We start from the raw sequence: 267 nt of genomic DNA, 5'->3' as shown, positions 1-267 counted from the left end.
CATCGGCTACATACCATCAATATTGATGATACAGAGCTGAACCTGAATGCAACAATCCCTAATGAATCGGCTCCGGAAGCTATCGGAAAACCAGGAGAGTCAATCTACAGTGTTCGATTTGACGGTGACAAAGCTTATATCGTGACCTTTAGACAAATCGACCCATTTTATGTACTTGACCTATCTAATCACGACTCTCCTCGCGTCGCAGGTGAATTAGAACTGCCCGGCTTTTCAAACTACCTTCACCCCTTCGGCGATACACTT

1 protein-coding gene is annotated in these 267 nt (G+C 44.9%); it reads left to right on the top strand.

The genetic code is table 11. The features are described 5' to 3' along the window. Nucleotides 1-267: beta-propeller domain-containing protein (locus A3761_RS07905; protein WP_197472961.1), on the top strand; the 267-nt coding region annotated here is incomplete at both ends.

It is taken from the genome of Oleiphilus sp. HI0123 (genome assembly GCF_001635315.1).
Note: the sequence above shows the minus strand (reverse complement) of the source record. Positions and strands in the feature narration are given on the sequence as shown.